This window comes from Embleya sp. NPDC050154, assembly GCF_044460165.1.
Taxonomy (GTDB): domain Bacteria; phylum Actinomycetota; class Actinomycetes; order Streptomycetales; family Streptomycetaceae; genus Embleya.
Window position 1 is genome coordinate 167,238 of sequence record NZ_JBITJP010000014.1, and the last position, 25,660, is coordinate 192,897.

Annotated in this window: 21 protein-coding genes; 8 read left to right on the top strand and 13 right to left on the bottom strand. The window is 70.0% G+C overall.

What is annotated here, in order from left to right; all coding sequences use genetic code 11:
* Window positions 1–22: 22 nt before the first annotated feature.
* From gyrB to dnaA, 6 genes are all read right to left on the bottom strand, one after another.
* The gene (gene gyrB, locus ACIBSV_RS28050) at window positions 23–2,059 is read right to left on the bottom strand and encodes a DNA topoisomerase (ATP-hydrolyzing) subunit B (RefSeq protein ID WP_395867740.1); all 2,037 of its coding nucleotides are present in this window, start codon (window positions 2,057–2,059) and stop codon (window positions 23–25) included.
* Window positions 2,060–2,452: 393 nt separating this feature from the next.
* Complete coding sequence (locus ACIBSV_RS28055; protein ID WP_395867742.1) at window positions 2,453–2,980, bottom strand: DUF721 domain-containing protein; 528 nt, start codon at window positions 2,978–2,980, stop codon at window positions 2,453–2,455.
* Window positions 2,973–4,115, bottom strand: coding sequence for a DNA replication/repair protein RecF (gene recF, locus ACIBSV_RS28060; RefSeq protein WP_395867744.1), 1,143 nt, complete (start codon window positions 4,113–4,115; stop codon window positions 2,973–2,975). Before recF ends, ACIBSV_RS28055 begins: the two co-directional genes overlap by 8 nt.
* 18 nt (window positions 4,116–4,133) lie before the next feature.
* Window positions 4,134–5,075, bottom strand: a complete 942-nt coding sequence (gene gnd, locus ACIBSV_RS28065) for a phosphogluconate dehydrogenase (NAD(+)-dependent, decarboxylating) (protein ID WP_395867746.1) — start codon at window positions 5,073–5,075, stop codon at window positions 4,134–4,136.
* A gap of 191 nt (window positions 5,076–5,266) precedes the next feature.
* Window positions 5,267–6,400, bottom strand: coding sequence for a DNA polymerase III subunit beta (gene dnaN / locus ACIBSV_RS28070; protein ID WP_395867748.1), 1,134 nt, complete (start codon window positions 6,398–6,400; stop codon window positions 5,267–5,269).
* 843 nt (window positions 6,401–7,243) lie between these two features.
* Window positions 7,244–9,229, bottom strand: a complete 1,986-nt coding sequence (gene dnaA, locus ACIBSV_RS28075; RefSeq protein WP_395867750.1) for a chromosomal replication initiator protein DnaA — start codon at window positions 9,227–9,229, stop codon at window positions 7,244–7,246.
* Window positions 9,230–9,579: 350 nt separating this feature from the next.
* On the opposite strand from dnaA, the gene rpmH reads away from it, so the two are divergent.
* From rpmH to ACIBSV_RS28115, 8 genes are all read left to right on the top strand, one after another.
* Entirely contained in the window at window positions 9,580–9,717 is a 138-nt protein-coding gene (gene rpmH / locus ACIBSV_RS28080; protein ID WP_010849920.1) for a 50S ribosomal protein L34, read from the top strand.
* Window positions 9,718–9,733: 16 nt separating this feature from the next.
* Window positions 9,734–10,237, top strand: a complete 504-nt coding sequence (gene rnpA / locus ACIBSV_RS28085) for a ribonuclease P protein component (protein ID WP_395867752.1) — start codon at window positions 9,734–9,736, stop codon at window positions 10,235–10,237.
* Window positions 10,234–10,578, top strand: a complete 345-nt coding sequence (gene yidD / locus ACIBSV_RS28090; protein WP_020557146.1) for a membrane protein insertion efficiency factor YidD — start codon at window positions 10,234–10,236, stop codon at window positions 10,576–10,578. The genes rnpA and yidD overlap by 4 nt, the downstream gene beginning before the upstream one ends.
* A gap of 2 nt (window positions 10,579–10,580) precedes the next feature.
* A complete protein-coding gene (gene yidC, locus ACIBSV_RS28095; protein WP_395867754.1) occupies window positions 10,581–11,738 on the top strand; it encodes a membrane protein insertase YidC in 1,158 nt (385 codons plus the stop codon).
* A 68-nt stretch (window positions 11,739–11,806) separates the two neighbouring features.
* Entirely contained in the window at window positions 11,807–12,358 is a 552-nt protein-coding gene (locus ACIBSV_RS28100) for a protein jag (protein WP_395867756.1), read from the top strand.
* A gap of 82 nt (window positions 12,359–12,440) precedes the next feature.
* Window positions 12,441–13,193 (top strand): 16S rRNA (guanine(527)-N(7))-methyltransferase RsmG, encoded by a 753-nt coding sequence (gene rsmG, locus ACIBSV_RS28105; protein ID WP_395867963.1) that lies wholly within the window; start codon window positions 12,441–12,443, stop codon window positions 13,191–13,193.
* Window positions 13,194–13,460: 267 nt separating this feature from the next.
* Window positions 13,461–14,393, top strand: a complete 933-nt coding sequence (locus tag ACIBSV_RS28110; RefSeq protein ID WP_395867965.1) for a ParA family protein — start codon at window positions 13,461–13,463, stop codon at window positions 14,391–14,393.
* Entirely contained in the window at window positions 14,390–15,550 is a 1,161-nt protein-coding gene (locus tag ACIBSV_RS28115; RefSeq protein WP_395867759.1) for a ParB/RepB/Spo0J family partition protein, read from the top strand. The genes ACIBSV_RS28110 and ACIBSV_RS28115 overlap by 4 nt, the downstream gene beginning before the upstream one ends.
* A 381-nt stretch (window positions 15,551–15,931) precedes the next feature.
* Here ACIBSV_RS28115 and ACIBSV_RS28120 read toward each other — a convergent pair whose 3' ends face one another.
* The 7 genes from ACIBSV_RS28120 to murJ all read right to left on the bottom strand — a co-directional run bounded on the left by ACIBSV_RS28120 (window position 15,932) and on the right by murJ (window position 25,657).
* Window positions 15,932–17,110, bottom strand: a complete 1,179-nt coding sequence (locus ACIBSV_RS28120; protein ID WP_395867761.1) for an N-acetylmuramoyl-L-alanine amidase — start codon at window positions 17,108–17,110, stop codon at window positions 15,932–15,934.
* A gap of 238 nt (window positions 17,111–17,348) precedes the next feature.
* Window positions 17,349–17,675, bottom strand: coding sequence for a thioredoxin (gene trxA / locus ACIBSV_RS28125; protein ID WP_395867763.1), 327 nt, complete (start codon window positions 17,673–17,675; stop codon window positions 17,349–17,351).
* A gap of 93 nt (window positions 17,676–17,768) precedes the next feature.
* Window positions 17,769–18,710 (bottom strand): thioredoxin-disulfide reductase, encoded by a 942-nt coding sequence (gene trxB / locus ACIBSV_RS28130; RefSeq protein ID WP_395867765.1) that lies wholly within the window; start codon window positions 18,708–18,710, stop codon window positions 17,769–17,771.
* Window positions 18,711–18,876: 166 nt separating this feature from the next.
* Window positions 18,877–19,818 carry an anti-sigma factor family protein gene (locus ACIBSV_RS28135; RefSeq protein WP_395867767.1) on the bottom strand — a complete coding sequence of 314 codons (942 nt, stop codon included), beginning with the start codon at window positions 19,816–19,818 and terminating at the stop codon, window positions 18,877–18,879.
* Window positions 19,815–20,528 (bottom strand): RNA polymerase sigma factor SigM, encoded by a 714-nt coding sequence (sigM, locus tag ACIBSV_RS28140; RefSeq protein WP_395867769.1) that lies wholly within the window; start codon window positions 20,526–20,528, stop codon window positions 19,815–19,817. The genes ACIBSV_RS28135 and sigM overlap by 4 nt, the downstream gene beginning before the upstream one ends.
* An 84-nt stretch (window positions 20,529–20,612) precedes the next feature.
* Window positions 20,613–22,757 carry a protein kinase family protein gene (locus ACIBSV_RS28145; RefSeq protein WP_395867771.1) on the bottom strand — a complete coding sequence of 715 codons (2,145 nt, stop codon included), beginning with the start codon at window positions 22,755–22,757 and terminating at the stop codon, window positions 20,613–20,615.
* 239 nt (window positions 22,758–22,996) lie between these two features.
* Window positions 22,997–25,657, bottom strand: a complete 2,661-nt coding sequence (murJ, locus tag ACIBSV_RS28150) for a murein biosynthesis integral membrane protein MurJ (protein WP_395867773.1) — start codon at window positions 25,655–25,657, stop codon at window positions 22,997–22,999.
* Window positions 25,658–25,660: the final 3 nt, after the last annotated feature.

A 25,660-nucleotide genomic window follows, 5' to 3' on the forward strand; every position in this document is an offset into this window, starting at 1 on the left:
CGCGGCGGATCCCCCCGGCTGGTCAGATGTCCAGGAACCTGACGTCCTTGGCGTTGCGCTGGATGAACGACCGGCGGGCCTCGACGTCCTCGCCCATGAGCACCGAGAACAGTTCGTCGGCCTGCGCCGCGTCGTCGAGCGTGACCTGGCCCAGGACTCGGTGGTCGATGTCCATCGTGGTCACCCGCAGCTCCTCGGCGTTCATCTCGCCGAGACCCTTGAAGCGCTGGATCGAGTCGTCCTTGGCGCGCTTGCCGGCCTGTCGGCCCAGTTCGAGCAGCGCGTCGCGCTCGCGGTCCGAGTAGGCGTACTCGAAGTCGTCCCGGCTCCACTTGATCTTGTAGAGCGGCGGGCGCGACAGGTACACGTGTCCGGCCTCGACCAGCGGGCGCATGAAGCGGAACAGGAAGGTCAGCAGCAGGGTGTTGATGTGCTGACCGTCGACGTCGGCGTCCGCCATCAAAATGATCTTGTGATAGCGCAGCTTCTCGATGTCGAAGTCCTCGTGCACACCGGTGCCGAAGGCCGAGATGAGCGCTTGGACCTCGGTGTTCTGCAGGATCTTGTCGATCCTGGCCTTCTCGACGTTCAGGATCTTGCCGCGGATCGGCAGGATCGCCTGGTACATCGGGTCGCGGCCGGACTTGGCCGAACCACCGGCCGAGTCGCCCTCGACGATGAAGATCTCGCACTTGGACGGGTCGTTGCTCTGGCAGTCGCTGAGCTTGCCCGGCAGCGACGCGGTCTCCAGCAGACCCTTGCGCCGGGTCAGGTCGCGTGCCTTGCGAGCCGCCATGCGCGCGGTCGCGGCCTGGATCGACTTGCGGATGATGTCCGCGGCCTCGGCGGGGTTGCGGTCGAGCCAGTCGGTGAGGTGCTCGTGCACGACCCGCTGTACGAAGGTCTTGGCCTCGGTGTTGCCCAGCTTGTCCTTGGTCTGGCCCTCGAACTGCGGGTCGCCGAGCTTGACCGAGATGATCGCGGTCAGACCCTCGCGGATGTCCTCGCCGGCGAGGTTCTCGTCCTTCTCCTTGAGCAGCTTCTTCTCCCGCGCGTAACGGTTGATCAACGCGGTCAGCGCGGACCGGAAGCCCTCTTCGTGGGTGCCGCCGCCGTGCGTGTGGATCGTGTTGGCGAAGCTGTGCACACCCTCGGTGTACTGCGAGTTCCACTGCATCGCGACTTCCACCGAGATGGTCCGACCCTTGTCCTCGGCCTCGATGTCGATCACCGACGGGTGCACCAGCTCGCCCTTGCGCGAGTTGAGATAGCGCACGAAGTCGGCGATGCCGCCCTCGTAGTGGTACGTGACCGAGAGCTGCTCGCCCTTCTCGTCCACGTGGTCCGGGCGCTCGTCGGTGAGCGAGATGGTCAGGCCCTTGTTGAGGAAGGCCATCTCCTGGAAGCGCCGGGACAACGTCTCGAACGAGTAGACGGTCGTCTCGAAGATGTCCCCGTCGGCCCAGAAGGTGACCTGGGTGCCCGTCTCGTCGGTCGCCTCGTGCCGCTCCAGCGGCGCGGTGGGCGTGCCCAGCTTGTAGTCCTGCGTCCAGCGGTAGCCGTCGCGGCGGATGTCCACCGCCAGGCGCGAGGACAGCGCGTTGACCACGGAGACACCGACGCCGTGCAGACCGCCGGAGACCGAGTAGCCGCCGCCGCCGAACTTGCCGCCCGCGTGCAGGATGGTCAGCACGACCTCGACCGCGGGCTTCTTCTCGACCGGGTGCATGTCGACGGGGATGCCACGCCCGTTGTCGACCACCCGCACGCCGCCGTCGGCGAGGATGGTCGCCTCGATGTGCGTCGCGTGCCCCGCGAGGGCCTCGTCGACCGAGTTGTCCACCACCTCGTAGACCAGGTGGTGCAGGCCGCGCTCACCGGTGGAACCGATGTACATGCCCGGGCGCTTCCGGACCGCGTCCAAGCCCTCCAGGACCTGGATGTCACTCGCGCCGTACGACGCCGAGTTGCTCGCGGCAGAGGTTTCCGGCGAGCCGGCCACGTCATTCTCCTTGGGGTTGCCGGAATCGGCCACGAAGCGCCCTTTCTGGCACAGCACGGCTCCCTGCCCGGGAGCAGGATCGGCAGGGAGCGTCGGACGACCGGCCGGCCGGCCCGACACGCCCCCGGGCACGGAGCCGCGGAAGTCGAAACAGGATCCGCATGAGCGGTATTGCTGGTTCAGTCTACCGGTCGGGGCGACACAAAGATGGGTTCCCAAGGGGCCTGTGTCCGCGTGTGGCGCCCTGATGTGCCCTGTCGCATGTCCCCCTACTTGCCCCGGGGTCCCGAATCGCTCTCATGCCTGTCCACGCGGCGCGACCGACTCGGACGGTAACAGCGTGTCAGACCGGTATGACACCGGACACATCGCCCCGGTCGGCGGCGGTCATGGGCGCCGCGGCCCGCCCACGGGCGGGCGCGAGCCCGATCACCCATGGCCGAAAACCGACTAGGGCTGCGCGCGCCACTGTCCCCGGCGGCGTTCCTGCGCCGGTCCCAGGACCCGGATGAACGTGACGGTGCCATCGCCGAGTTCCTGGTTGAGCCGGGCCAGCAGTTTCGGCGCGAGCCACCGCACGTGGGTCGCGTAGTTGTCGGATTCGGCGCGAACGACCAGTTCGCCGTCCTCGAAGCGCTCCGGGCGGCAGTTTGCCGCCAGCGCCGGTCCGACGATTTCCGGCCAGCGCTGCAGGACACCGTGCACCGCCGCCGGGGTCTGCCAGCCGCGCTCGGTGACCAGGCGCCCCATGATCTGCCGCAGCGGCTGGGGGTCGCGATCGTCGGGACCGGAACCACTGCGTTTCAAGCCACGTCGGGCCTGTGCCTGGTCCTGTCGAACGTCGTGGCGGGTCCGCGCCTGGGCCCGGGCCTGAGTCAGCGCCGCGCGGGCCAGGTCGATCCCGCGAGTCGGCTCGGCGGGCGGCTGCTCGGCCCGCCCGGGGCCGCCGGCGGGCGGGATGTGGGCCTCGTCACTCATCCCCGACCCTCCGAACCTCGCCCGCGGCGACGTCGTAGCGCGCGCCCGAGAGCGCGGCCGGCACGTCCTCGGCCACGGCGGCCGTGACCAACACCTGCTCGCCGTGCGCGACCATCTCCGCGAGCCGCGCCCGCCGCGTGACGTCGAGCTCGGCGAACACGTCGTCGAGCACCAGAACCGGCTCGCCGCCGTCCGCGCGCAGCAGTTCGTAGGAGCCCAGCCGCAGCGCCAGCGCGTACGACCAGGACTCGCCGTGGCTGGCGTAGCCCTTGGCGGGCAGCGGGCCCAGGCGCAGGACGAGATCGTCGCGGTGCGGGCCGATCAGCGTCTGGCCGCGCTCCACCTCCGCCGCCCGGCCCGCCGCGATCGCCGCCGTGAGCACCGCGTGCACGCCGGCCCGGTCGGTGGGCAGCGGATCCTCCGACATCGAACTGCGGTAGTCCAGGACGATCGGTCCACCGCCTGTGGACAACGCGTCGTAGGCCTTGTCCACCAGCGGTTGCAGCGCGGCGACCAGATCGAGCCGGGCACAGGTGAGTTCGGCGCCGGTCGCGGCCAGGTGCTCGTCCCACACGTCCAGCGTGCTCAACGCTCCGCTGCGACCGCCGCCCGCCCGCCGGGCCAGGGCCGCGGTGCGCAGCAGCGTGTTGCGCTGCTTGAGCACCCGGTCGTAGTCCTGGCGCACGCCGAGCAGGCGCGGGGTGCGCGCGGTCAGCAACTCGTCCAGGAACCTGCGGCGTTCGCCCGGGTCGCCCTTGACCAGCGCCAGGTCCTCCGGCGCGAACAGCACGGTGCGCAGCAGGCCGAGCAGGTCGCGAGGCCTGGTCGCGGCCGAGCGGTTGATCCGGGCGCGGTTGGCCTTGCCGGGATTGATCTCCAACTCGGCCAGCGCGCTGCGGCCGTCCTCGCGGACGATGCTGGCCCGTACGTACGCCCGCTCGGCGCCGAGCCGGACCAGGGGCGCGTCGGAGGCGACCCGGTGGCTGCCGAGGGTGGCCAGGTATCCGATCGCCTCGACGAGGTTCGTCTTGCCCTGGCCGTTGGGCCCCACGAACGCGGTCACGCCCGGTTCGAGGGGAACCTCGACCCGGGCGTACGACCGGTAGTCGACGAGTGAAAGGTGCGCTACATGCATGGGCGGGCGGGCCGGCGATCAGCCCGCGTCGGCCTCCTTCGGCGGCGTGGTGTCGGCACCCGGGGCGTCGGCCCCCTTGTGCGTCGACGCGGCGGTGACCGCGTGGCCACCGAACTGGTTGCGCAGCGCCGCGACCATCTTCATCTGCGGCGAGTCGTCCTGACGGGAGGCGAACCGGGCGAACAGCGACGCGGTGATCGCGGGCAGCGGGACCGCGTGGTCGATCGCCGCCTCCACGGTCCAGCGACCCTCGCCGGAGTCCTCCGCGTAGCCGCGCAGGCCCTCCAGGTGCTCGTCGTCGTCCATCGCGCGCACGGCCAGGTCGAGCAGCCACGAGCGGATGACCGTGCCCTCCTGCCAACTGCGGAACACCTCCCGCACGTCGGTGACCACGTCGGCCGCCTCCAGCAGTTCCCAGCCCTCGGCATAGGCCTGCATCAGCGCGTACTCGATGCCGTTGTGCACCATCTTCGCGAAGTGCCCGGCGCCGACCTTGCCCGCGTGCACGAAGCCCGCCGGACCCTCGGGCTTGAGCGCGTCGAAGATCGGCTGGACCTTCGCGATGTTCGCGGCGTCGCCGCCGCACATCAGCGCGTAGCCGTTGTCGCGACCCCAAACGCCGCCGGAGACACCGCAGTCGACGAAGCCGATGTTCTTCGCGGCCAGCGCCTCGGCGTGCTTGATGTCGTCCGTCCAGCGGGAGTTGCCGCCGTCGACGACCACGTCACCGGGGGACAGCAGTTCGCCGAGCTCGTCGACCGTGGCCTGGGTGGCCGCGCCCGCCGGCACCATCACCCACACCACGCGCGGCTCGGGGAGCGCGTCCACAAGTTCCTTGAGGCTGTGCACATCCGCGACGTCCGGGTTGCGGTCGTAGCCCACGACCGTGTGGCCCGCGCGCCGCAGACGCTCGCGCATGTTGCCACCCATCTTGCCGAGGCCGACGAGTCCGAGCTGCATCCTGAAATCCTTCGTTCGCTGCTGCGATGCCGGGTGGGGCACCACCGAGGCCGCTTCCACACCCCTTGTGGGGGCTTTTCACCGCGTCGACGGTACGCGGGTAGCGGTTGCCCGTGCTGCTGCGGGGTCATGCACGGTGGTCGCGGCCGAACCCGGGTGTGGATCGTGCCCGGTTCGGCCGCGGCCCGGCGTCAGCCGGACAGGCGCACCGGCATGATCAGGTAGCGGTACTCGTCGGTGGCCTCGGCCTCGACGTCCGGCTTGCCGGTCATCACGGCCGGCTTGGTGGACGTGGTGAAGGAGATCTGGGCGACCGGGGAGCCGATCGCGCTGAGCCCTTCGAGCAGGAACGTCGGGTTGAAGGCGATCGAGATCTCCTCGCCCTCCAGCGTCGCGTCGATCGCCTCGGAGGCCTGCGCCTCGTCGCCGGAGCCGGCTTCGAGCACCAGCCGACCGTCGGAAAACGACAACCGCACGGGGGTGTTGCGCTCGGCGACCAGGGACACGCGCTTGACGGCGTCCACGAACGGGGCGGTCTCCACCGTCGCGACGGTCTCCGACTGCTCCGGGAACAGCGCCCGGTACTTGGGGAATTCGCCTTCGAGCAACCGCGTGGTGGTGCGTCGACCGGCTCCCTCGAAGCCGATCATGCCCTCGCCGATCTTGTCCCCGGAGAGCGCGATCTGCACGCTGTCGCCCTGGGTCAGCGACTTGGCGGTGTCGTTGAGGGTCTTGGCGGGCACCAGGGCGACCGCCGAGGAGAGGCCGTCGGCCTCGGGCTTCCAGTGGAACTGGCGGACCGCGAGCCGGTATCGGTCGGTGGCGGCGAGGGTGACCAGGTCGCCCTCGATCTCGACCCGGACGCCGGTCAGCATCGGCAGCGTGTCGTCGCGGCCGGCCGCGATGGCCACCTGGGCCACGGCGGCGGCGAACACGTCCCCCTCGACCGTCCCGGCGGCGGTGGGCATCTCCGGCAGCGCCGGGTAGTCCTCCACAGGCAGGGTGGGCAGGGTGAATCGGGCGCTGCCGCAGACCACGGTCACCTTGGAGCCGTCGGTGGACACCTCGACGGGGCGGTTCGGCAGGCTCTTGGAGATGTCGGCGAGCAGTCGCCCGGACACCAGCACCCGGCCCGGTTCGTCGATCTCGGCCTCGACGCCGCCTCGGGCGGAGACCTCGTAGTCGAAGCTGGACAGCGTCAGTCGCTGGTCCGCCGCTTCCAGGAGCAATCCGGCGAGGACGGGAACCGCCGGCCGCGCCGGGAGACTCCGCGCGGTCCACGCCACCGCATCAGCGAGAACGTCACGCTCGACCCGGAACTTCACCGGTTCACCGCCTCCTGCCGTTACCGGCCGTCTGTCTGTCGTCTGTCTGCCGTTCGTTGGTTCGGCATCGGTGCCGGGCCGTCGGGGCCTACCACCGGGACACAGTCTGACGCACCGGGCCGACAGCCCGCGCAGCCCCCGGCAAACCCGCAGTCCACAGATTCGGGCCGACCCGACCGTTTTCCGTGGATCTCTCTTGAACTCCGTGTGGTCGTAGTAGTAGGGGGTGTGGATACCGTGGATAACCGGTATATGCACAGGTCAGAGGCTGTTTTTTGTCCACTTCGAGGTGTGGGTGGACCAGTGGATAAACCCCCTGTGTCTGTGGATGCCCGAATTGGCTCCACAGGCCGTCCCCAGCCGTACCCGTACTTGTCCCCAGTCAATCCCCAGGTTGAGGGCCACTTGTCCCCACCCTCTGCGGACGCCGCTCGGCACGGGATTCACCGTAAGGGGTGAAACCGGCCCGACTGTGGACAGATCCGTGGACAACCTGGGGACAAGCTCGGAATTTCGGTGGACGGGACGTGGACAACCAGACAACACGGCGGTGGACGACGCGCGAAGGAAAAGTTATCCACAGTCTGTGGAGGAATCCGCTCCACATCACCACAGGAACCTGACCTGCCGGCTCGCCGGCGTTTTCCCCAGGATCCCGGAGCCATTGTGGGGAACTCGACGGCAAACGCGTCATCCCCATGGTGTGGACGCCCAAGTCGGCGCCGATCGGTGGATAACTCGGCCTCCGTGGAGACGATGAGACGAAGGTCACATCGGACATGCGAAGGCCGGCGGCCCCGAAGGGGAACGCCGGCCGGTACGAAGCGGTCTCGAGACGCCGAATCAGCTCTTGATGCGGTTCGTCAACTCGGTCACCTGGTTGTAGATCGAGCGCCGCTCGGCCATCAACGAGCGGATCTTGCGGTCCGCGTGCATCACGGTCGTGTGGTCGCGCCCGCCGAACTGGGCCCCGATCTTGGGCAGCGACAGGTCGGTCAGCTCACGGCACAGATACATCGCGATCTGGCGCGCGGTGACCAGCACCCGGCTGCGCGAGGTGCCGCACAGGTCCTCGACGGACAGGCCGAAGTAGGCGGCGGTGTGCGCCATGATCGTGGTCGCCGTGATCTCCGGCCCCGCGCTGTCCGGGATCAGGTCCTTGAGCACGATCTCGGTGAGCTGCAGGTCCACCGGCTGGCGGTTCAGGCTGGCGAACGCGGTCACCCGGATCAGCGCGCCCTCCAACTCGCGGATGTTCCGGGAGATCTTGCTGGCGATGTACTCCAGTACGTCCGGCGGCGCGTTGAGCCCCTCCTGGATGGCCTTCTTGCGCAGGATCGCGATCCGGGTCTCCAACTCGGGCGGCTGCACGTCGGTCAACAACCCCCACTCGAACCGGTTGCGCAGTCGGTCCTCCAGCGTGACGAGCTGCTTGGGCGGCCGGTCCGAGGAGATGACGATCTGCTTGTTCGCGTTGTGCAGCGTGTTGAAGGTGTGGAAGAACTCCTCCTGCGTCTGTTCCTTGGTCTCCAGGAACTGGATGTCGTCCACAAGCAGCACATCGACATCGCGGTAACGCCGGCGGAAGCCGTCGGCCTTGCCGTCGCGGATCGAGTTGATGAATTCGTTGGTGAACTCCTCGGAGCTCACGTAGCGCACCCGAGTGCCCGGATACAGACTCTTCGCGTAGTGCCCGATCGCGTGCAGCAGGTGGGTCTTGCCCAGGCCCGACTCGCCGTAGATGAACAGCGGGTTGTACGCCTTCGCGGGCGCCTCGGCCACCGCCACCGCCGCCGCGTGTGCGAACCGGTTGCTGGACCCGATGACGAACGTCTCGAACAGGTACTTGGGGTTCAGCCGCGCGGCGGGTTCGTGTTCGACCACGCCGTGCTCGCGCCCGGTTCCGGGCCGGGCCAGCCGCAGCGGTCGCCCGCCGGGCACGTCGGCCGGTGGTACGGGCGGTGCCTGGTGGGGCGGCTGGGACTGCTGGGGCGGCTGCGAGGCGCCCGGCGGCTGCTCTCTGTCGCCGGATTGATGTGTCGAATTATCCACAAAGCTGTGGACGGACGGTGTGGAAAAGCCGGGCGGTCCGAATAGGTCCTCGCGATCCGCGAAGAGCGTTCCGTCGGACGGCGGAATTCCCGGATGATCCGAGGGGGCGCTCGGGCTGCCCCCGTACCCGTATTGATCACGAGAATCCCGCGGGTCGCGCGCGTCGCGCGGATCGCGGGTGTCCCGGGGCTCACGCGGCTCGCGGGGATCACGAAGATCCCGCTGCTCACGGCCGTCCCGACCGTCCCGGGGATCGCGCTGCTCGCGCGGGTCACGCTGATCCCGGTACGGTCCCGGCGCGTAGCGCTCGTGCGGGTAGTCCTGCTGGTACTGCGGCTCGGCGTACGGATCACGGTCCTGGCGATACGCCTGCTGGCCGTAAGGCTCCTGGGGGTAACCGTCGCGGCCGTAGCGGTCGCCGCCATAGGAGGAGCGTCCGTACGGGCCGGGGTTGTAGTCGTCGTGCCGGGGCGAGCGGTCGTGCCGCTCGGGCACCGGCTCGGGTTCGCCGGCTCCCGGCTCGACGCTGACCGCGAACCGGATCGGCCGGCCGAAACCGTGGCTCAACGCGTCCGTGACCACCTGGCGGAGCCGGGTCTCCAATACTTCCTTGGCGAACTCGTTCGGCACCGCCAGCAGCGCGGTGTCGGAGAAGAGGGTCAGCGGCTGCGTCCGCTGGAGCCATCCTTTGTCCTTGGCCGTGACCGAGTCGTCGGTGGCCAGTCGTTCCAGGAACCGTGCCCAGACTGCGGCGAGGTCGCTGGTGATGTCAGCCACAGTGCACGCTCTTTCATTGCATCGACGCAGGTCTCGGGAGGGCTCCCAGTGTCCCGGACCCCGGGAGCGAGCGCTCCGGTCCGACCCACCTGTTCACGGTAGTGGCGCCCGGTAACCTGCTCAACCCGTTGTCCACAGCCTGTGTACAGCCTGCTCGATACTGTGTTTTCGCAGGTGGGCGACGTGCCCCGGATCCCCCATTTGACCCCGTCGCCTATTGGTACGTACCGTGGGCCGGTCTAGTTGTCTGACGACCGCTGCCGCATGTCCGAGATCATGTCGATGCGGACGTACGGTGGTGGCCGGCGGTCTTTTCTGCCGGCCCACGATTCAAATCCTGGAGCCCCCGAGTGAGCAAGCGCACCTTCCAGCCGAACAACCGTCGCCGGGCGAAGACCCACGGGTTCCGGCTGCGCATGCGCACCCGTGCCGGTCGCGCCATCCTTGCTGCCCGTCGCCGCAAGGGCCGCGCGGAGCTTTCCGCCTGAGTTCGCGGATCTCTCCGTGCTGCCTGCCGATAACCGGCTGAGGCGGCGCGAGGACTTCGCGATCGCGGTTCGCCGCGGGCGTCGAGCCGGCCGTCCGAACCTGGTCGTCCACCTGCATCGCCAGGAGACGAGTGGGCTCGTGACGTCCGAACGCACCCCGGTGACCGCACGGCCGTCCGAGCCGGACACCCTGCGCCAATCTGTGGCAGAGGACCCGCACGCGGATGTGGAGCACGCTCCACCACCGCGTGCGGGTTTCGTCGTGAGCAAGGCTGTCGGCCCCGCGGTTGTCCGTAACGTCGTCAAGCGTCGGCTACGCCACCTCATACGCGATCGGATGGCCCTGCTCCCGGCAGGTAGCCTGGTCGTGGTACGGGCATTGCCACCTGCTGCCCAGGCGGAGCACTCCGCCCTGGCACGGGATCTGGACGCAGCGTTCGACCGGCTTCTGGGCCGGGCCGGGCGCCCTGTCGCGGTTCGCACGGACGGACCCGCGGCCAAGCCGGGAGCGACGGCGTGAAGTACCTGTTCATGGGGTTCATTCGGGTCTATCAGTGGACGATCAGCCCGATGCTGGGGCCGGTGTGTCGCTTCTACCCGTCGTGCTCGCATTATGGGTATGAGGCGATGTCCGTCCATGGCGCGTTCAAGGGCACCTACCTCACCGTGTGGCGCATCCTGCGCTGCAACCCCTGGAACTCTGGCGGTGTCGATCCTGTGCCGCCGCGCACACGCCGACCGTGGCGACTCCCCGAACGGAAGTCGCGCTCGGAGTCGGAGCCGCACGAGCGGCAGCAGACGTCCAGCACCGGCCGTACCGAGCCCGCGCCCGGTGCGAACACCACCGCCCGAGGAGCTTGACTGTGGGGATTCTTAACCCCCTATATACCGCCGTATCCTGGATCATCGTCCAATTCCACTCGTTGTTCAGCCCGATCTTCGGCAAGGACAGCGGTTGGTCCTGGGGCTTGTCCATCGTCTGCCTCGTGGTCGTCATCCGGATCTGCCTGATCCCGCTCTTCGTGAAGCAGATCAAGGCAACCCGCGGACTCCAGGCGCTGCAGCCGCGGATCAAGGAGGTCCAGAAGCGGTACAAGGACGACCGTGAGCGTCAGTCCCAGGAAATGATGAAGCTCTACAAGGAGACGGGTACCAACCCGCTCTCGAGCTGCCTTCCGATCCTGGTCCAGTCGCCGTTCTTCTTCGCCCTGTTCCACGTACTGCAGCGGATCTCGCAGAACCGCACGGTCGGTGTGATCGACCGTGACCTGGTGAACAGCGCGCAGCAGGCGCACATCTTCGGTGCGCCGATCGCCGCCAAGTTCACCGACTCGGCGGCCAAGATCGCCGGCCTCGGGGCCGACCTGACCACCGTGCGCATCGTCACCATCGTGATGATCGTGCTGATGTCCGGGTCGCAGTTCTTCACTCAGCGCCAGCTGATGACGAAGAACACCGACCCCGCTTCGCTCGTGGGCAACCCGTTCGCGAAGCAGCAGAAGCTGATGATGTACGCGTTCCCGATCATGTTCGCGGTCTTCGGCATCAACTTCCCGGTCGGTGTGCTCGTCTACTGGCTGACCACCAACGTGTGGACGATGGGCCAGCAGCTCTTCGTGATCAACCGCAACCCCACCCCGGGCAGCCCGGCGTTCAAGGTGCGGCAGGAGAAGCTCGCGGAGAAGGCGCGCAAGCAGGGCAAGGTGCTGCTTCCCGACGGCAAGGTGATGGACGCCGCCGAGTACGAGGCCCAGCAGGCCGAGCTCAAGGCCCAGGCCGCCCGGCGCCAGCAGCCCACCAGGCTCACCAAGTCGCAGCGCAAGGCCCGGGCTCGGGAGGACGCGGAAGCGGCGGGCAAGGACGCCGAGGAGACCTCGGAAGCCGGTACCGCGGCGAGCAACGGCACCGCCCGGTCGAACGGCTCGGTCAAGGGCTCGACCGCGCGGACCCCGCACTCCGGTGCGCGTAACGCCGGCCCGCGCAAGCAGACCCAGAGCCGGAAGCATCCGAGGAAGAAGTGACCACCCTCGAAGGGCCGGCCGCCGCCCACCCCAACGACTCGCTCACTCGTCCACAAAGGAGTTCCCCTGTGACGGAAGGCACGACCCCCGCCGTCGACTCACCCGCCGCCTCGCGTCGGATCACGCTCACCGCGGAGGAGATCAGCCGTCTGGAGCAGGAGGGCGAGATCGCCGCGGACTACCTGGAGGCCCTGCTCGACATCGCCGACCTCGACGGCGACATCGACATGGACGTCGAGGGCGGGCGCGCGTCGGTCTCGGTGATCGCCGGGGACGAGAGCGAATCCTCCGGCGCAGACCTCAAGCGTCTGGTCGGCCGCGACGGTGAGGTCCTGGAGGCTCTCCAGGAGCTGACCCGGCTGGCGGTTCACCGGGAGACCGGCGAGCGCAGCCGGCTGATGCTCGACGTGGACGGGTTCCGTGCCGCCAAGCGGGCGAACCTGGCGGAGATCGCCACCGAGGCGGTGGCAGAGGTCAAGGCTGCGGGTACCTCTCTCAAGCTCAAGCCGATGACCCCGTTCGAGCGCAAGGTCGTGCACGACACCGTCGCGGAGGCCGGACTGCGCAGCGAGTCGGAGGGCGAGGAGCCCAATCGCTGCGTCGTCGTCCTGCCCGCCTGATCGGGTCCACGGATCCGTTTCCGCAAACCGTCGCGCCGGCCCCACCTGCATCACAGGTGGGGCCGGCGCCGTTCCTGGGATGATGTTCCACGTGAAACGTCAGGACGACACGACCCCCGATCCGCCGGTGGACGAGCGCGCGCCCGAGGCGCCGGAGGCGGCAGGCCGCCTCTTCGGTGCCAACCTGGACCGCGCGATTCGCTATGCCGATCTGCTGGCCGGGCCCGGTGTACGCCGGGGCATGGTCGGCCCACGCGAAGTCGGCCGGCTCTGGGAGCGGCACCTGCTCAACTGCGGGGTGGTCGCCGAATTGATCGCGGAGAACGCGATCGTGCACGACGTCGGTTCGGGCGGTGGCCTGCCGGGCATCCCGCTCGCGCTGGTCCGACCGGACCTGCGGATCACCCTCGTCGAGCCGTTGTTGCGGCGCACCACGTTCCTCGACGAGGTGGTCGAGGAACTCGGCCTGGACAACGTCGAGGTGTTGCGCGGCCGCGCCGAGGAACTGCGCGGCCGTACCGCCGCCGACGTGGTCACCGCGCGCGCCGTTGCGCCGTTGGCCAAGCTGGCCGGGTGGGGGCTGCCGCTGCTCGGTTCGGGCGGCGAGATGCTCGCGCTCAAGGGCGACTCGGCGGCCGAGGAACTGCTGGAGTCCGAGGCGGACCTGCGCAAGCTCGGCGCGGTCTCGTGGCGGGTCGAGCACGCCGGGGCCGGGATCGTCGATCCGCTGACCACCGTCGTGCGGGTGCGGATCGGCACCGTGTCGGCCAAGGAGTCCAAGACGACGAAGGCGCGGCGGGCCGCGAAGACGACCAGGCGGCGTCCCGGGAAGTAGTCCGTCCCGGGTTGGGCCGGACGGCTGAAACGCCGTTCCTGCCCGCTCGGGGTGTGTCGTGAGCGTGCTCCCACCGCGATACCCGAGATCGTGTTTCACGTGAAACGCCTTCCGTGGAAACGCTTCTACTCACCTGAGGCGCGCCGGAACGTGACACCCTCTGAGGGTGCCGCCGCAGTGCGTGGTCATTCCGTCGGCCCGAGTTCCCATGTCGCCGCGGCAGGAGAGGAGAGTGGACCGTTGCCGTCCGAGTACCCGACAGCCTCGATGCCGGCGCCCCGAGTGGGTGCCCCCATCGACGTTTCACGTGAAACAGAGGCGCCCGGTATCGAAGACACACCCATCGCCCGAGCGGCCAGACAGGCCGTCGAGACGATGGGCCGTGCTTCGGAGGGGCTTCCCCGCCCGGAGCGCACCCGGGTCATGGTGGTCGCGAACCAGAAGGGTGGCGTCGGCAAGACCACGTCGACCGTGAACCTCGCGGCGGCGCTGGCCATGCACGGTGCCCGTGTCCTGGTGATAGACCTCGACCCGCAGGGCAACGCCTCCACCGCGCTCGGGGTGGACCATCACGCGGGCACGCCGTCGATCTACGAGGTGCTGGTCGAGGGCCGCGACCTGGCCGAGGTCGTCCAGCCCGTGCGCGACGTCGAGGGCCTGTTCTGTGCGCCGGCCACGATCGACCTCGCCGGCGCCGAGATCGAACTCGTCTCGCTGGTCGCTCGGGAGAGCCGGCTGCAACGCGCGATCGCGGCGTACGAGCAGCCGTTGGACTACATCCTGATCGACTGCCCGCCGTCGCTCGGCCTGTTGACCGTGAACGCGCTCGTGGCCGGTGCCGAGGTGGTCATCCCGATCCAGTGCGAGTACTACGCGCTGGAGGGCCTCGGGCAGTTGTTGCGGAACGTGGAACTGGTCCGGGCGCACCTGAACCCGAACCTGGCGGTGTCGACGATCCTGCTCACCATGTACGACGCCCGGACGCGGCTGGCCTCCCAGGTGGCCCAGGAGGTGCGCGACCACTTCCCGGACGAGGTGTTGCCCACCGCGATTCCGCGTTCGGTGCGCATCTCCGAGGCACCCAGCTACGGGCAGACCGTGATGACCTACGACCCGGGTTCCACCGGGGCGTTGTCGTATCTTGAAGCGGCTCGGGAGATGGCGCTGCGCGGCGTGGCGAAGGCGAAGGAGGAAGTATGAGCGGACAACGCAGGGGATTGGGCAAGGGGCTCGGATCGCTCATCCCCCCTCGACCGTTGCAGCCCTCGTCCTCCGCTGCGGCGACCCTGCGCAAGATGGCGGAGATAGCGACGGACGAGTCGGCGCTGTCGCCGACGTCGGTCCCGGTGCAGGATTCACCGAAGACCGAACCCGCGCCCGCCGCCGCGCTGTACGCCGAGTTGTTGCTCGATCTGATCGTGCCGAACTCCCGCCAGCCGCGTGAGGTGTTCCACGAGGACGCGATGGCCGAGCTGGTCCAGTCGATCCGGGAAGTGGGCGTCCTCCAGCCGGTCGTGGTTCGGGCGACCGCCGAGGGCACCTACGAGCTGGTGATGGGCGAGCGGCGGTGGCGGGCCTGCCGCAAGGCCGGGCTGACCCACATCCCGGCGATCGTCCGGGTGACCGACGACGACAAGCTGCTGCTCGACGCGCTTCTGGAGAACCTGCACCGCTCCGAGCTCAACCCGCTGGAAGAGGCGCTGGCCTACCAGCAGTTGTTGGAGGAGTTCGACTGCAAGCAGGAGGAGCTGGCCGACCGGATCGGTCGCTCGCGTCCGCATCTGACCAACACGATGCGGCTGTTGAAGTTGCCGGTGGAGGTCCGCTCCAAGGTCGCGGCCGGCACGTTGCTCGCCGGTCACGCGCGGGCGTTGTTGGCGCTGGAGGATCGACCCGACGAACTGACCAAGCTTGCCAAGCGGATCATCGCCGAGGGCATGACCGTGCGGACGGTCGAGGAGATCGCCCGCTCGATCAACAACGAGGGTCCGGCCAAGTCCAAGGCGCACAAGCCGCGTGCCGGTCGGATCGTCGCGCCCGCGTTGAACCATCTCGCGGACCGGCTCAAGAACCGCTTCGAGACGGAGGTGAAGGTCGTCCTCGGGCAGAAGAAGGGGAAGATCGTCGTCGAGTTCGCCTCGATCGAGGACCTGGAGCGCATCCTCGCCTCGATGGCACCCGGCGAGGGCGACCACTTCGCCAAGCGGCTGTCCGAGCCGGAACTGCCCGGTCAGACCGGGCCCGTTCGGGCCGGCGCGGCTTCGGCGGACGCGGCGGACGTGGACCCGGAGGACGCGGACCGGGAGGCGGATTCGACGTCCGCAGCCGGCACGGAAACCTCGTTGCTCGTCCCGTAGTCGGCAAAGGAACGCGGGAAGGGGCCCTCGGTCGTTGACCGAGGGCCCCTTCCTTGCTTGTGTTTCACGTGAAACGTGTCGTCCGGCCCGCCGTGCGCGGTGTCACTGTTCGCGCCGCGTTTCACGTGAAACGCGGCACCACCCGTGGAGGGGCGATGAGATCGATGCGCTGGGTCGTCGCAGGTCTCGGAGTGGGTGCCGTCGGCGGATTCGTCGGCGGGCTGCTCGCCGGGTCGCCGGGTCCGCGAGGGCCGGTCCCGACGCCGTGGACGCCGGACGGGCCCGCGATCCCGGTCCACGCGCTGCCGCGGGGTTCACGCCGGCCGGTGGATCCGGTCGTACCCGAGGACCCGACGTGCGATCGGGCGAAGGCCGATCGGCTCAGGTGAAGACGGGCAGCCGCAACATCCCCGTGGGGACGTCCTCCTCCGGCGGCAGGTAGAGCCGCTGGAGCGCCACCACCACCGACTCGGCGGCGTGGTCGCGGAATTCCGACGAGGCCAGTCGGGCCGCGTCCTCCGCGTTGGTGAGGTAGCCCACCTCGATCCGTACGGCGGGCATCCTGGTGCGCCGCAGCAGCGTCCACGCCTTCCCGTGCGTGCGGCCGTCCACCATGCCGGTGCGCGCCACGAGTTCGCGCTGGACCAGGCTCGCGAAGTGCTCCCCGGTCGGCGAGCGCCGCCCGTACCGGTCGCTGCCGCTGCCGTAGTAGTACGAGGAGACGCCCGCGGCGCGCGGACTCTCGTTGCGGTCCGCGTGCAGGGATATGACCAGGTCCGCGTCCGTGGCGTTGGCGAAGGCCGCGCGCTCCTCCTCGCCGATGCCGTCGGAGTCCAGGCCTCGGGTGAGGTACGCCTGCACGCCCAGGGCGGACAGCCGGCCCTCCAGCCGCCGGGCGAGGTCCCAGACGATCTCGGCCTCGGTCAGCCCGTGCGCCGTCACGCCCTGATCCGTGCCGCCGTGGCCCGGGTCGATGACCACGGTCTTGCCGGCCAGCGAGGGGCCGGAGCGGTGCAGCAGCTCCGACTCGCGCATCGCGTGCGGTTGGCCGCCGACGACCGTGCGCGCGAGCCGGTCGAGGGCTCGGAACGTGGCCGGTCCGCACGTACCGTCCGCGCCGAGTCCGTAGTTGCGCTGGAATTCGCGCAGGGCGCGCTCGGTGGCCGGGCCCAGGATGCCGTCCACCCGGCCGCAGTCGAAGCCCATGTCGAGCAGTCGCTGTTGCAGGGTGGCCACGTCGTCCCCGACCGTCGGGTGACCGATCGAGTAGGACAACATGCGGTCGCCCAGGCGCCACCGTGCCTCGTCGAGGTGACGGTAGGTCTCCGGGCCGACGACGCCGTCCACGGTCATCGCGCGCTGCTGCTGGAAATGCCGGACGGCCAGGTCCACGGAATCGTCGAACACCGCGTCCGCGTAGCCGCCGTGGCCGTCCGTGTCGCCGGTGCCGTGGACGGCGTGGGCACCGGCGGGCAGGAGGCCGAGCAGCACCAGTTTGGACCTGATCTCGGCCACTGCGGGGCCGGTGTCACCGCGTCGGTACCGCCGCTGCATGGTCATGGAAAGGAGTCCTCCCGAGTTTTGACGCAACACTCGATCGTACGCGCGCATTCGGCCGTTCCCGTACCGGAGCGGGGCTCTCGGGGCCCGGATTCCGGCTCGAGCGGGCGGGGTGTGCGGCTCGCGTTCGCCGCCCACCCGCCGGTCGACGGTACGCCCTGACACGCACGAGGGGCGCTTCCCGGTTCCGGGAAGCGCCCCTCGTGTGCCGTGCGGCCGGTGCGTGGAACGCGTCGGCTCAGACGTACTCGGCAAGCTCCTTGAGCAGCATCGACTTCGGCTTCGCGCCGACGATCGTCTTGACGATCTCGCCGCCCTTGAACACGTGCAGGGTCGGGATCGACATCACGCCGTAGCGGGTGGTGATCTCCGGGTTCTGGTCGATGTTCAGCTTCGCGACGGTGAGCTTGTCGGCGTTCTCCTCCGCGATCTGCTCCAGGGCGGGGGCGATCTGGCGGCACGGGCCGCACCACTCGGCCCAGAAGTCGACGAGCACGGCCTTGTCGCTCATCAGGACGTCGGTGTCGAAGGTCTTGTCGGTGACGGTGGTGGTGGCCCCGGCCATGGTTGCTCCTCGGTGTGCTCGGGTGGCGGTCTGCTCGGGTGGCTTGTGCTCGACTGCGGGAAGGCGGAACGAAAACCGCCGGACGGGTGTGCCTCAGGCGCCGTCGGCGAGCGAGGCGAGGTAGCGCTCGGCGTCGAGGGCGGCGGCACATCCGGTGCCGGCCGCGGTGATCGCCTGTCGGTAGGTGTGGTCCACGACATCGCCCGCCGCGAAGACACCGGTGAGGTTGGTGTGCGTGGTCGGCGCGTCGACCCTGATGTAGCCCTCGGCGTCCAACTCGATCTGGTCCTTCAGCAATTCGGTGCGCGGGTCGTGGCCGACCGCGATGAACAGACCGGTCACCGCCAGGTCGCGCAATTCACCTGTCACCGTGTCGCGCAGCTTGACGCCGGTGAGCTTGCCGTCGCCCACGATCTCGGCGACCTCGCTGTTCCACGCGAAGGAGATCTTCTCGTCGGCGAACGCGCGGTGCTGCATCGCCTTGCTCGCCCGCAGTTCGTCCCGGCGGTGGATCACCGTCACCGAGCGGGCGAAGCGGGAGAGGAACGTGGCCTCCTCGATCGCCGAGTCGCCACCGCCGACCACGGCGATGTCCTGGTCCCGGAAGAAGAAGCCGTCGCAGGTGGCACACCAGGAGACGCCCCGACCGGACAGCGCGTCCTCGTTGGGCAGGTTGAGCTTGCGGTACGCGGACCCCGTCGCCAGGATCACCGCGTGCGCCTTGTGCACGGTCCCCGCGCCGTCCGTGACGGTCTTGACGTCGCCGGTCAGGTCGACGGCCACGACATCGTCGGGGATCAGCTCGGCGCCGAAGCGCTCGGCCTGCTTGCGCATGTTGTCCATCAGGTCCGGACCCATGATGCCGTCCGGCCAGCCGGGGAAGTTCTCGACCTCGGTGGTGTTCATCAGCGCGCCGCCCGCAGTGACGGCGCCTTCGAAGACCAGCGGCTTCAGGTCCGCGCGTGCTGCGTAGACGGCGGCCGTGTACCCGGTCGGACCCGATCCGATGATGATCACGTTGCGGACGTCGCTCACGCTGAGCCTTTCCTGGTTCCTTGTCGAGCCTCGTGCCGGTGACCGGCGTCGGCTGTGCGGGTCTGCGAGCCCCGCGCCCCGATGAGATGCGGTGTCTCGTTCGACAACGGATCCTAGGTGCGCACCATTCCCGGGTCCCAACGCCGCGGGCGCGGCGTGCCGGGGATCACCCTCGGGCGACCTCGGTGCTCAGCAGTACCGAGCCCGCGAACGTGCTCGAAGGCGCCGCCGAGTGCGCTCGGGTGCAGGACGAGTCCACGATGACCACCTTGACCCGGCCGGCGTTCGAGCCGTCCAGGACCACCACCCAGGCCGGGACGCCGGCATAGGTACCGGTGTCGACGGCCAGCGCTCGCGCCGCGTTCGGGCCGACCGCGGTCGCGACGCACCCGGGTAGTTCCCGGGTCGGCGGGACGGTGCCGCGGCGGAGCAGTTGCGAGATCTGTTGCGGCAGTCCGGCGGCGGTGTACTCGCGGGGCGCGGCGATGGACGGCTTCTCCAGGCTCGGCGCCTGTTCCTCGGACTTCGCGCCCGGTTGGTCGCCGGCCTTGGCGCTCGCCCCGGCCCCGCCCTGGGGCGCGGACACGGCGGAGTTGTCCCTGGCGGCGGCGGGGCGGCCGGACGAGTCGCGGTCCTCACCACCGGTGCCGACCACGACCGTGACGCCGAGGGCCACCGCGGCCACGGCGGCCGCCGCGAGCAGCAGCGGACCGCGCCGGCGCCGCCGGCGGGCGGAGTCGAGCCGGACGACGTTGTCGTCGCCGGCCCCGGTCCGGGCGTCGGCCGGGGCGGACGGCGGGACCGGAGCAACCGGGGTCGGCAGGGCGAAGAGTTCCGCGGTGGGGATCCCCACCGAGGGTGCCTCGGCGGGTCGCGGCGGCGGGAGCGCGGCCAGAGCGAGCGCCTGGTCGATCCGCGTGATCACGTCGGCCGGCATCGGTTCGGGGGGTTGACCGCCGAGCAACTCGCGGACCTCCGCGAGCGCGTCCCGGGTGTCGCGGCACTCGGCGCACTCGGCGAGGTGCGCGTCCAGGGCGGCCGCGCGCTCCGGGGTGAGCAGTCCTTCGACGAGGTCGGACAGCACCTCGACGTCGATGTGCTCGCTCATCGTGCGCCACCTCCCTCCATGCTCGTGCCACCCGTGTCGGGAGTCGGACCGCCGGCTCTCGGGCGGCCGTCCGTCGATGGGACGGATTGTCCGGCTCCGGGGTTCCCGTGTGCCCGATCCGCCCCGGGTGGTCCGGCCTCGCGCAGGTGCCGCACCAGCGGCAGCAGCTTGGCCCGGCCCCGGGCGCAGCGGCTCTTGATGGTGCCCGACGCGACCTGGAGGATCCGGGCCGCCTCCTCGACGGGATAGCCCTCCATGTCCACCAGCACCAGCGCGGCGCGCTGTTCGGCCGGCAGCGTGGCCAACGCGGCGAGCACCGCCGCTCGGGTCTCGCCGCGAATCGCCGGATCCTCGTGCACGGGCGCGGGCAGTCGCTGGTCGAGATCCTCGGGCAGCGGTACGGCCGGCCGGGCGGCCTTGCGCCGGGCCCGGTCCAGGCAGGCGTTCACCACGATCCGGTGCAGCCACGTCGTGACGGCCGAACGGCCCTCGAACCGACCCGCGGCACGGTACGCGGAAACCAGGGCGTCCTGGAGGGCGTCAGCGGCTTCCTCGCGGTCTCCCAAGGTGCGCAGGGCCACCGCCCACAGCCGGTCGCGGTGTCGGCGGACGAGTTCGCCGAACGCGTCGGGGTCGCCGCCGCCGTGCCGGGAGAGCAGATCGGCGTCGGTGACGTCCGCGTATGCCGATCCGGTCTGCTCGGTGCCCACTGCCTACCTCCCCCTGTGCCGGGATCATCCTGGCACGGGCCGGCCACCGGTTGGCGAGGGGTTCGCCTCGATCGTCGCGACGGGTCAGCCGAGCGTGGTGAAGGTGACCTCGCGCCAGGCGTTCTGGTAGCCGGCGTTGTAGATCTGGTAGTCGCCGACACTCGCCTCGACCTTGGGCATCGCGGTCATCACCAGCAGGACGTACTGCGCCTTCACGGGCTTGGCCGCGGTGATCCTCAGGCTGTTCTCGGAGGTCGACGCCTGGCCGACCTCGACCCGGAACGCGCTTTCGGAGGTGGGCATCGACTTCGCGTCGGGCGCCGCCATCAGCTTCATGTCGGTGCGCGGTCCACCCGCGCCGAGTTGGATCTCGACGCTCTGGATCTCGTGCACCGCGCCCAGGTCGTAGACGATGCCGTAACCCTTGCGGTTGTAGGTGATCGCCGGGCCGTCGACCATGTAGTTCGTGCGCCAGTAGGTCGCGGGGTTCCCGTCGATGGTCAGCTTCGCGGCGTCCGCCTGGGTCGGCGAACCGCCGCCGATGGAGATCTCCCGGGCGTTCTTGGGCGTCGACGTGACCGGAGTCGGGGCCGCGGTGCTCGGCGGCGGGACCGACGACGAGGTGCCCCCCTGCGGCTTCAACGGGTCCTCCTTCTTCTCCCCGTCGCCAAGATGGCTGGCCACCTGCCAGGTCACCAACACGATCGCGAGTACCACCAGTACCGCGACCGCGCCCTTGACCGTCGCGCCGAACCGGCCGCCCAGCGGCGGCGGTGGCGCGATCGGAGGCCGGACCGAGCCGTTCGAGCCGCCGCCGTAGCCGGCCGAGGTGTAGACGGTCCGGGTCGGCGTCGGCGTGTAGACGGGGTACTCGTCCTGCTCCGGGCCGCCGACGATCTCGCCCTGCTCGGGCGGATGGATCTCCGGGATCGCGGCGATCGCCGCGGAGAGTTCGCCCGGAGTCTCGAACGCCGGGTCGTGCTTGACCTCGTGGCCGAGCGCGCGCATCGCCAGCGCGGCCAGCGTGTCGTCCACACCGGCCCGGATCTGGCCGGGTGCGCACAGCTTGCCGCCGGTGAACGGCGCGGCCTGGAGCCCGTATTCGGTGCCGTCGACCCAACGCCGGGTCAGCGCCGCGTACATCAGCATGCCGACCGCGTGGGTGTCGTCGCGGGCCGCGTCGGTGGTGTCGTGGCCGTACAGGGCGGCCTCGACGGCCAGGCCGACGATCTTGTACTGGCCGGTGTGCATGCGCAGCACGTTCTCCGGCGTCAGGCGCAGGTGGGAGAGGCCGGCCCGGTGGGCGACGGACATCGCCTGGGCGACCGCGCGGGAGAGTTCGTAGACCTCGTGCGGCGGCAGCGGCGCGCTCTCGAAGACCTTGGTGAGGTTGTCCGCGTCGGGCAGCCACTCCTTCACCACGTAGATCAGGCCGTCCTGTTGGGCGCAGTCGAGCACCTGGACGAAGCGCGGGTCGCCCATCAGCGCGGCGGCGCGGGCGGCGGCGATCACGGCGCGGCCGTGCTCTCCTCCGGCGGGCACGATGTGCACGCCCACCGCGCGCCGCAGCTTCTCGTCGACGGCGCGCCAGGTCTCGCTGCGGCCGTTCTGGGAGAGGCGGTGTTCGAGCCGGTAGCGGTCGGCCAGTCGGGTGCCCCGGCTGACGGCGACCCGGGGCGGCGCCGGTTCCGGGGCGGGATCCGGCGCGTCCGCCGCGGCGTCCACGCCGGTGCGCGGGGTGGCGGGCTCGGTCTCGCTCGGCTTCGCGGTCGCGGTGTCGTCGGGCGTGGGGTCCGCGGCCGTGGTCTCGGCCCTCGCGGGTTTGCGCTTCGCCCGTTTGTGGGTGACCGGTTCGTCCTCGACGGGCGCGTCCGGTGCGGGTGTGGCGGAGGCGGGCGTGGCTTCGGCGGCGGGGAGCTCCGCGGCGGGTGCGTCCGCGGTCTCGGGCGAATCGCCCTTCCCGGCGCCGCCGTTCGCTGATTCGGTGACCGCGCCGGCCGCGACTTCCTCGACCGAATCGGATTCGGGCTCGGTACCGACGGGCAGAACCGTGGTGGTGTTTCCGGAGACCTTGCCGTCCGAACCGACCGGATTGTCCGACGATGTATCAGAAGCCTTTGTCGGTACGGGGTTTGCCTCGTCCGTCGCTAGGTCGACGGATCCTGCGGTTCGGTCCGTCACCTCGGCCTCATCCTCCTCGTCGGCGTACTCATCGTAGAGGTGAGCCATCTCCGGCCGTTGGCCAGGGACGACCTCCACACAACATGAGACTCCCGGACCGCGCCTCGGGTTGCCTCGTCACAAGATCCGAAAGGAAACCGAGACCGGCGTATCGGGAGCTTTACCCCGGTTCAGGCGCACGGCACACCCTCACTCGCCCATGGTGGTACATCCCCCACGGATCCGCCCGCCGAATTCCCGGTGGGGGATTCGGCGGGCGGATGTAGACACTCCGGACGGGCTCGCGGTCAGCGGCCGAGGCGACCCTTGATCATCCCGGTCATCGCGCTCATCTCCTCGACCCGCATCCGGTTCGCCGCGATGAAGAAGACCACGAACATGGTCACGATGCCCGCGCCCACGGCGATCGCCGAGCCACCCATCGCCGAGCCGAAGTGGCCGGTGCACATCCGGGCCACGAAGAACGCCGCGGCGCCGCCGATCCCGGCGGCGATCAGCAGCCGGGTGTACGTCCGGGTCACCCGTCGGCCGTCCAGGTCGCCGAGTCGTTTCTTGAGCCGCTGCGCGGCCAGCACCACGCCCACGAGGTAGGCGAGGCTGTAGCCGCCCGCGATGCCGACACCGGCCCACTTGGTGGGCAGCGCGATGAACGCCAGGCCCGCGAACGCGGCCTGGGCGCCCGCGATCCAGACCGTGTTCAGGAACGGCGTGCGGGTGTCCTCGTACACGTAGAACCCGCGCAGCAATACGTACTGCGCCGAGTACGGGATCAGGCCCAGGCCCAGCGCCATCAGCATGTAGCCGATCCAGTGCGCGCTCTGTTCGCCGGTCGGGGCGAAGATGAAGCCGCCGATGTCCCGGCCCAGCGCCACGAAGATCGCCGCGCACGGGATCATCGCCACCGCCGACAGGCGCAATCCGGAGGAGATGTCGCCGCGCACGCTGGCCAGGTCGCCGTCGGCGGCGGCCCGGCTCATCCGCGGCAACATCGCGGTCATCACCGACACGGTGATCACCGCCTGCGGCAACTGCCAGATCAGCAGTGCGCTGCTGTACGCGGTGAAGCCGACGCCGTACTGGATGTTCTCGTCCCGGGCGTTGACGTCGATCGCGGTCGCGAGCTGGGTCACCACCAGGTAGCCGGCCTGGTTCGCGAGCACGAACAGGAACGTCCACTTGGCCAGTCCGAGCGCCTTGCCCATCCCCGAGCCGCGCCAGTCGAACCGGGGCCGGAAGCGGAACCGGGCGGCCTTCAGATACGGGACCATCGCCATCGACTGCACGATCATCCCGAGCAGCGTGCCCAGGCCGAGCAGCCGGATCTCGTCCGGGGTGATGGTGTCCGAGTTCTGCCCGGTGTTCTTCGCGGTGCCGGCGACCCAGATGTAGAGGCCGAACGTGGCGATGATGACGATGTTGTTCAGGACCGGGGTCCACATCATCGGGCCGTAGCGCTCGCGCGCGTTGAGGATCTGCCCGAACAGCACGTGCAGACCCATGAAGAAGATGATCGGCAGGCAGTAGCGGGCGAAGGTGATCGCCAGCTCGTAGTCCTGATGGTGTTTGGCGAGCGAGTTCGCGAAGGCCCGGATCAGCAGCGGCGCGCCCAGCCAGGCGATCACCACCAGCCCCGCCAGCACCGTCATGACCAGGGTGAGCAGACGGTTCGCGTACGCCTCGCCGCCGTCGTCGTCCTGGCGCATCGCGCGCACCAGCTGGGGGACGAAGACCGCGTTCAGCGCGCCGCCGCCGACCAGGATGTACAACAGCGTCGGCATCGTGTTGGCGACGTTGTAGGTGTTCGCCAGGATCGCCGTGCCCAGGGCCGCCGCGGCGACCAGGTTGCGCACGAAGCCGGTCATCCGGGACACGATCGTGCCCGCCGCCATCACGGCGGAGGATCGCATTATCCCGCCGAGCTTGCTGCCCTTCTTGCCTTCGCCGCCGACCGGGATGCCGGCCATGCGCTCCTCGGCGCCCGAGCCGGGCATCCGGTAGACGGGCGACGTGGACGGGTTCAGCGGCACCGGCGGGGCGTCCAGGACCGCGCTCGCGGACATCGACGCGGCCGCGGCCTCGGCCCGGTGCTGGGTCTCGTAGCGCTGGTAGGCCTCGGTGTAGGAGGGCATGCCCGCGATGTCGCCGGCCAGGCCGAGGTTGATGCCGGTCAGCGTCTGGTCCATCAGCCAGCCGCCCGGCCGGTCGTAGTCGCCCCAGCCGCCCTGCCCCTGCTGCGGGCTCGGCTGCTGCGGGACGTACGCCTGCTGGTGCACCGGCTGCTGGTGCGCCTGCTGCTGATGGGGCTGCTGGTGCGGCTGCTGTGGGGGGTAGTTCTGGGCCGGTGGGACCTGGTGCTGCTGCTGGTACGGGTCGCCCGAGCCGTAACCGCCGCCGTACTGCTGGGCCTGGTGCGGCTGCCCGCCCTGCCCGGACGGGTCGTACGGCGGGGACGGGTCGTAGTACTGCGGGGCCTCCGGTGTGAAGAGCTCGTCCACGCCCACGTACGGGTCGTTCGCCGGCGGATCGCTCAACTCGTCCCGGAACCACGCGCCGCCGCCGTCCTGGGCGGCCTGCTGCGGGGGCTGCTGCTGCGCGTACGGGTCGTAGCCGCCCTGACCCGACCCGGAGCCGTACGGATCCCCGTAGACCGGTTCGGGCCCGCCGCCGTAGCCGCCCTGGCCCGGATAGCCGCCCTGCTGCGGATAGGGCTGCTCGCCGTACCCCGGCTGTGGCGCGTTGGGGTCGTGGTAGCCAGGGTCGCCCGGCTGCGCGTACGGATCGTGCGGCTGCGCGGCGTAGGGATCGGCCGGCTGTCCGTACGGGTCGACGTACTGCTGCAGGTACGGGTCGGCGGGCGGCCGACCCCGGTAGGGATCGTCGTGCGCGCCGTCGTCCGGCTCGGCGGAGCCGCCGGTGTACGGCTGACGTTCGTCGCTCCGGTCGCTCATGCG

What these genes read in the sequence shown, in the direction of transcription:
- recF (WP_395867744.1), bottom strand. Translation starts at nt 4,115, where the DNA reads ATGCATGTAGCGCACCTTTCACTCGTCGACTACCGGTCGTACGCCCGG.
- ACIBSV_RS28110 (WP_395867965.1), top strand. Translation starts at nt 13,461, where the DNA reads ATGCCGGCGCCCCGAGTGGGTGCCCCCATCGACGTTTCACGTGAAACA.
- trxA (WP_395867763.1), bottom strand. Translation starts at nt 17,675, where the DNA reads ATGGCCGGGGCCACCACCACCGTCACCGACAAGACCTTCGACACCGAC.
- murJ (WP_395867773.1), bottom strand. Translation starts at nt 25,657, where the DNA reads ATGAGCGACCGGAGCGACGAACGTCAGCCGTACACCGGCGGCTCCGCC.
- gnd (WP_395867746.1), bottom strand. Translation starts at nt 5,075, where the DNA reads ATGCAGCTCGGACTCGTCGGCCTCGGCAAGATGGGTGGCAACATGCGC.
- ACIBSV_RS28120 (WP_395867761.1), bottom strand. Translation starts at nt 17,110, where the DNA reads ATGACCATGCAGCGGCGGTACCGACGCGGTGACACCGGCCCCGCAGTG.
- rsmG (WP_395867963.1), top strand. Translation starts at nt 12,441, where the DNA reads ATGTTCCACGTGAAACGTCAGGACGACACGACCCCCGATCCGCCGGTG.
- ACIBSV_RS28135 (WP_395867767.1), bottom strand. Translation starts at nt 19,818, where the DNA reads ATGAGCGAGCACATCGACGTCGAGGTGCTGTCCGACCTCGTCGAAGGA.
- ACIBSV_RS28055 (WP_395867742.1), bottom strand. Translation starts at nt 2,980, where the DNA reads ATGAGTGACGAGGCCCACATCCCGCCCGCCGGCGGCCCCGGGCGGGCC.
- ACIBSV_RS28145 (WP_395867771.1), bottom strand. Translation starts at nt 22,757, where the DNA reads ATGGCTCACCTCTACGATGAGTACGCCGACGAGGAGGATGAGGCCGAG.
- ACIBSV_RS28115 (WP_395867759.1), top strand. Translation starts at nt 14,390, where the DNA reads ATGAGCGGACAACGCAGGGGATTGGGCAAGGGGCTCGGATCGCTCATC.